Genomic DNA, 5,419 nt, shown 5'->3' on the forward strand with positions numbered 1-5,419 from the left:
ACCCGAGGCGCGCCTCGTCGGCGGCGAGCCGGGCATCCTCGCCCGGCTCGGGGGCGACCGCCTCGACCTCGCCCACGCCGAAGCGGAGCAGGTCTGCCTCGCGAGCGCGCTCGCGCGCGGAGGCGGTCACCTCGGCGAGCTCGCGCTCCACGTCCGCGAGGTCCGCGTAGGTGGCGGCGTACCGCTCGAGCACCTCGGCGAGCTCCGGTCCGCCGAACCGGTCGAGCGCGTCGCGCTGGGCGCGGCCCTGGAGGAGCCGGTGCTGGTCGGACTGGCCGTGGACGGCGACGAGCGGCTCGGCCACCGCGCCGAGGGTGGCGACCGGGACCGACGCTCCGCCGACGAAGGCGCGTGACCGGCCCTCGGCGGCGACCGTGCGGGCGAGCAGCACGGCGTCGTCCTCGACCTCGCCGCCCGCCTCGGTGACCGCGTCGACGAGCGCGGGGAGCTCGTCGGTCCGGATCAGGCCCTCCACGCGAGCGCTGCGACTGCCGGTGCGCACGGCGCCGGCGTCGGCGCGGCCGCCGAGCAACAGGCCGAGCGCGGTGACGATCATGGTCTTGCCGGCGCCGGTCTCGCCGCTGATGACGGTGAGGCCCGGGCCGAGCTCGAGGACCGAGGAGTCGATGACCCCGAGCGAGGTGATCCGGAGCTCCTCAAGCACGAGCCTCGTCCCTTCCTCGATCGCTCCGGTCGGAGGCGCCTCGCCACCCCTCGACCGGAAGCTGAAACTTCGCCACGAGCCGGTCGGTGAACGGCGCCTCGTGCAGCCGCACCAGCCGGACGGGCCGGTCGCCGCGGGTCACCTCGATCCGCGCGCCCGGCGCGAGGTCGACCGCACGGCGGCCGTCGCACCACAGCACGCCGGCTCCGTTGGTCGACCGGATGACCTCCACCGCGAGGGTCGAGGTCGGCGAGATGACGAGCGGGCGGGCGAAGAGCGCGTGCGCGCTGAGCGGCACCATGAGGAGCGCCTCGACGGACGGCCAGACGATGGGCCCGCCGGCCGAGAAGTTGTACGCCGTCGAGCCGGTGGGGGTCGCACACACCACGCCGTCGCACCCGAAGCGCGACAGCGGCCGGTCGTCCACCTCGATGACGACCTCGAGCATCCGCTCTCGGGCCGCCTTCTCCACGCTCGCCTCGTTGACGGCGAAGGTGCGGAAGACCTCGGCGCCCCGCTCGTCGGTGACGCGGACGTCGAGGGCGAGGCGGTCCTCGATGGTGTAGGTCCGGTGCACGATCGCGTCGAGCACCGTCTCCACGTCCTCGACCTCGGCCTCGGCCAGGAAGCCGACGTGTCCGAGGTTGACGCCGAGGACCGGGGTGTTGCTGCCGTGGGTGATCTCGGCGGCGCGCAGGATCGAGCCGTCGCCGCCGATCACGAGCACCAGCTCGCAGTCCTCGGCGCTCTCCCCCAGCTCCACCCCGTCGGCGTCGACGCCGAGCGCCGCGGCCTCGGCCGCGACCATGCGCACGAGGATCCCGTGCGACTGGAGCGCCTTGGTGAACTGCATCGCGACCGAGAGCGCCTCCGCCCGTCCCGTGTGGGTGAGCACGAGGACGCGTCGCACCAGATCGGCTGGCGTCGTGGGGGCGCTCATGGCTCCACCCTCTCATCCGGCGCGGACAGATCCGCGAGCCCGCGCCTGGTGTGGACCGCCTCGCTGATGGCCTCGTCGTCGATCGTGGCGTCGCCTCGGCGCAGCCAGAGGAAGAACTCGACGTTCCCCGAGGGCCCCGGCAGCGGGCTGGTCGTCACCGCGCGGGCGCCCCAGCCGCGGGCGGCGGCTGCGTGAGCGACGGCCAGAACCGCCTCGGCGCGCAGACCGGGGTCGCGCACCACGCCGCCCTTCCCGACCCGGTCCTTGCCGACCTCGAACTGCGGCTTGACCATGAGCGCCAGGTCGCCCTCGGGCCACATCACTCCGAGCAGGGCGTCGAGCACCAGCTCCAGGGAGATGAAGGACAGGTCGCCCACGATCAGGTCCACCGGGCCGCCCAGGGCGTCGGGCGTGATCTCCCGGATGTTCGTCCGGTCGTGGATGACGACGCGGGGGTCGGACTGGAGCTTCCAGGCCAGCTGCCCGTAGCCCACGTCCACCGCGAGCACCTCCGCCGCGCCGTGCTGCAGCAGCACCTCGGTGAACCCGCCGGTCGAAGCGCCGGCATCGAGGCACCTGCGGCCCGCGACGCTCAGTCCCAGCGGCATGAACGCGTTGAGCGCGCCCACCAGCTTGTGCGCGCCGCGCGAGACGTAGTCGGGGCTGAACGGGTCCTCCCTCACCACGATCGCGACGTCGGTGGTGACCCCCGTCGCCGGCTTCGTGGCCACGGCCCCCGAGACCGTGACGCGGCCGGCGGCGATGAGCTCGGACGCGTGCTCACGCGAACGGGCGAGCCTGCGGCGCACCAGCTCGGCATCGAGCCGCAGCCGACGCGGCTGTCCTCCGGGGGGCATCGGTCAGTCGGTGTCGAGGGCGCGGCGAAGCTGGTCGTGCGCGCGCTCGAAGACGCCCACCTGCTCCTCGAGCGGCAGCTCGGCCGCGGCCTCGACCGACTCGAGGATCGAGTCGACGAGCGCCACGCCGGTGCGTGCGGGTTCGGTGCCGGGCTCGGTCATGGGCAGCAGGCTACCGACTCGTGGCCCGATCCGGCGGCACCAGCCGCCGTACGCCGGCGGCACGGCCCTCCGCGTCCAAGTGCGCCCACGCCGCTGCCGCGACCACCCGCCACCAGTCGTCCGGGTCGCCGCGCCCGGTGACGACGAGCTCGCTCTCCGGGTCGACCTCGGCCGACCATCCGCCCAGCTCTGCCCGGGTGCCATCCACGCTCGGCGCCTCGTGCGGCCCGGTGAGCCCGCCGAGGTCCGCCGCCACGTACGTCGGGCGCTCCTCCCCCGTCGCGCCGGCGAGCTCCGGGAGCCCGGTCACGCCGGTCATGACCAGGAGCGTGTCGACGCCGGCGTTGCGGCCACCGAGGATGTCGGTGTCCAGCCGGTCGCCCACCATCAGCGGCCGCTCGCCCCCCACGCGCCGGATCGTCTCGTCGAGCAGCGGCCGGTCGGGCTTGCCGCCCACCACCGGCTCGACGCCGCTGAAGCGGCGGATCAGGTCGACCAGGACGCCGTTGCCCGGCGCCGTCCCGTACGCCGTCGGGATCGTCATGTCCGTGTTGGTCGCGACCCACCACAGCCCGTCCCGGACCCTCACCGCGGCGCGCATCACGTCGCGCCACGGCACGTCCGGGCCGTAGCCGTCGACCAGCGCCTCCGCCTCCTCGTCGTCCACCCCGACCGGCTGGAGCCCGGCATCCGTGAGGGCGGCGAACAGGCCCTCGGCGCCGAGCGCGGCGACCTTCGCACCCGTCCCGAGGCGCTGCACGAGGACCGCCGCGGCCGCCTGCGACGAGGTGACCACGTCCGAGGCCTCCGCCGGCACGCCGAGCCGGCTCAGGTGCTCCGCGACGACGTCGGGCGTGCGCGCGGCGTTGTTGGTGACGAACGCCAGGTGCTGGCCGGCGGCGCGCGCCCGCTCGAGGTGACCGGGCGCGCCCGGAACAGCCTCACCGCCGACGTACACGACCCCGTCGAGGTCCAGCATCGCCAGGTCGTAGAGCTCGCTGAGGCTCCGGCCTCCCGTCGATCGCATGCGCGCCACCCTACGATGGGTCGATGGACCCGCGACCGGTGATGCCGCTCCCGCTGGCGGGTCCGCTGACGCTCTCGCCGTTCCGCGCGACGATGCTGCAGCCGGGTCTCGTCGGCGACCCCGCCTCCGCCCGCCTCTTCGGCCGGCCCTGGCGCGGCGTGGGCGGCCGGCTCGACAGCTGGGAGCGCCGCCGCAAGGTCGTGCAGGACCAGACGCCGGCGCTCTACGTCCACGAGTACGCCGACGGCGGGACCGTCGTCCGCGGCATCGTGGGGCTGCTCGACATGACCCGGCGCTCCGACGACGCGTCCCTGGCTCGTGTCGTGCCCCACGAGGAGATCCACCCGCGCCAGGCCGACGAGCTCGCCGACCGGATGGGGCAGATGCGCCTGCAGCCGGCGCCGATCCTGCTGGTCCACGAGGCCTCTCCCGAGCTTCGCGCGCTCACGGCCGCCGCCACGGCCGAGGCCCCGATGCGGCAGTACGCCGACCACGCCGGCCAGCACCACCGCATCTGGGCGCTGCGCGAGTCCGGCACCCATGCGGCCGTCCAACGAGCCCTGTCCGACGCGCGCGCGGTGATCGCCGACGGCCACCACCGCTACGCCGCCTATCTCCGGCTCCAGGCACGCGACCCCGGATCCGGGTTCGACCTCGGCCTCGCGATGCTGGTCGACCACGACGCCACGCCGTTGCACCTGCGCGCGATCCACCGCGTACTGCCACGCGTCACCGTCGACGACGTACGGGCCGCCGCGCGACTCGTCGACGCGCCGATCGAGTTCCGCCCCGCCGCGCTCCGCCCGGAGGACGTCGACGGCCTCGTCGTGACCGACGGCCGGCGCTGGGCCGCGGTCAAGCTGCCGCACTCGCCCGACCGGACCCTGGTCGAGACCGTCCACGAGCGCCTCATCCCCGCTCTGCCCCGAGGGCCCTGGGACATCGGATACCACCACTCCCAGGAGAGCGCGCTCGCCGCCCTCCGGCACCGGGCCGCCACCGCGCTCCTGCTCCCGCCGCCGGCCTATCCCGAGATCCGCGCCTCGGCCTTCGCCGGGCGGATGCTTCCCGAGAAGGCGACCTCGTTCCAGCCGAAGCCGCACCTCGGCGCCATCATGCGGCGGCTGCACGACGAATGATCCTGCCGGTCGCCACCTCGACCTGCACCGACGACAGCGTCCGGCCCGCGGCGCTGTAGAACCGCCGCCGGATGGCCCCGCTGACCTCCACCAGGTCGCCGGCCTCCCAGCGTGCGACAGTACGCGCGAGCTGGGCGCGCCACACGGTGCACTCGATCGCGTCGACCGTCTGCGTGCCCCGCCGGGCCGCCTCCGGCCGACGGACGATCACCCGCAGGGCGATCACGCTGTCGCCGCCGGGCAGCTCGCGCCGCTCCGGGCGGGCGCTCACGCGGCCGACCAGCCTGACCTCGTTGACGGCGTCGGCCGCCTGCTCCATTTCCTGTCCTGCGCCCATCGCGCATCACCTCCTTCGGCCAGCCTCTCGACCGGCTCCCGCAGGAGCCGCACCCGCCGACAATGGCGGTGGACGGAGGCGCCGGGAGCACGGCTCCGGGATGGCGAGTGGCCCGAAATGGTGCGCAAATGGCAGCAGGGCCACCCTTGCGGGTGGCCCTGCGCTCAATTTTTGTCCGGCGGCGTCCTACTCTCCCACAACCTCGCGGTTGCAGTACCATCGGCGCTGTCGGGCTTAACTTCCGGGTTCGGGATGGGACCGGGTGTTTCCCCGACGCTATGGCCGCCGTAACT

The 5,419-nt window shown here is 74.4% G+C and carries 7 protein-coding genes and 1 rRNA gene; 1 reads left to right on the plus strand and 7 read right to left on the minus strand.

Annotated elements, in window-relative coordinates; genetic code table 11:
* The 5 genes from QM572_RS08270 to QM572_RS08290 form a co-directional block, all read right to left on the minus strand.
* Nucleotides 1-664: AAA family ATPase (locus QM572_RS08270; protein WP_415091940.1), on the minus strand; the 664-nt coding region annotated here is incomplete at its 3' end.
* Nucleotides 657-1,604: an NAD kinase gene (locus QM572_RS08275; protein WP_415091942.1), complete on the minus strand. Its 948-nt coding sequence runs from the start codon at nucleotides 1,602-1,604 to the stop codon at nucleotides 657-659. The genes QM572_RS08270 and QM572_RS08275, both read right to left, overlap by 8 nt.
* A complete protein-coding gene (locus QM572_RS08280) occupies nucleotides 1,601-2,461 on the minus strand; it encodes a TlyA family RNA methyltransferase (protein WP_415091944.1) in 861 nt (286 codons plus the stop codon). The genes QM572_RS08275 and QM572_RS08280 overlap by 4 nt, the downstream gene beginning before the upstream one ends.
* 3 nt (nucleotides 2,462-2,464) lie before the next feature.
* Nucleotides 2,465-2,623 carry a hypothetical protein gene (locus tag QM572_RS08285; RefSeq protein WP_415091946.1) on the minus strand — a complete coding sequence of 53 codons (159 nt, stop codon included), beginning with the start codon at nucleotides 2,621-2,623 and terminating at the stop codon, nucleotides 2,465-2,467.
* 10 nt (nucleotides 2,624-2,633) lie between these two features.
* Entirely contained in the window at nucleotides 2,634-3,650 is a 1,017-nt protein-coding gene (locus QM572_RS08290) for an HAD-IIA family hydrolase (RefSeq protein WP_415091948.1), read from the minus strand.
* A 23-nt stretch (nucleotides 3,651-3,673) separates the two neighbouring features.
* Between QM572_RS08290 and QM572_RS08295 the strand changes: the two genes are divergently transcribed.
* Nucleotides 3,674-4,789, plus strand: coding sequence for a DUF1015 family protein (locus QM572_RS08295; RefSeq protein ID WP_415091950.1), 1,116 nt, complete (start codon nucleotides 3,674-3,676; stop codon nucleotides 4,787-4,789).
* Here QM572_RS08295 and QM572_RS08300 read toward each other — a convergent pair.
* Together QM572_RS08300 and rrf are read right to left on the minus strand one after the other, a co-directional pair.
* Nucleotides 4,764-5,126 (minus strand): single-stranded DNA-binding protein, encoded by a 363-nt coding sequence (locus tag QM572_RS08300; protein WP_415091952.1) that lies wholly within the window; start codon nucleotides 5,124-5,126, stop codon nucleotides 4,764-4,766. The genes QM572_RS08295 and QM572_RS08300 overlap by 26 nt on opposite strands.
* A 173-nt stretch (nucleotides 5,127-5,299) precedes the next feature.
* A 5S ribosomal RNA gene (gene rrf / locus QM572_RS08305) occupies nucleotides 5,300-5,416 on the minus strand.
* Nucleotides 5,417-5,419: the final 3 nt, after the last annotated feature.

This window comes from Nocardioides sp. (genome assembly GCF_047607365.1).
Lineage (GTDB): Bacteria > Actinomycetota > Actinomycetes > Propionibacteriales > Nocardioidaceae > Nocardioides.

Coding starts and splice junctions, on each gene's coding strand:
- QM572_RS08300 (WP_415091952.1), bottom strand. CDS start 5,126: ATGGGCGCAGGACAGGAAATGGAGCAGGCGGCCGACGCCGTCAACGAG.
- QM572_RS08275 (WP_415091942.1), bottom strand. CDS start 1,604: ATGAGCGCCCCCACGACGCCAGCCGATCTGGTGCGACGCGTCCTCGTG.
- QM572_RS08285 (WP_415091946.1), bottom strand. CDS start 2,623: ATGACCGAGCCCGGCACCGAACCCGCACGCACCGGCGTGGCGCTCGTC.
- QM572_RS08295 (WP_415091950.1), top strand. CDS start 3,674: ATGGACCCGCGACCGGTGATGCCGCTCCCGCTGGCGGGTCCGCTGACG.
- QM572_RS08290 (WP_415091948.1), bottom strand. CDS start 3,650: ATGCGATCGACGGGAGGCCGGAGCCTCAGCGAGCTCTACGACCTGGCG.
- QM572_RS08280 (WP_415091944.1), bottom strand. CDS start 2,461: ATGCCCCCCGGAGGACAGCCGCGTCGGCTGCGGCTCGATGCCGAGCTG.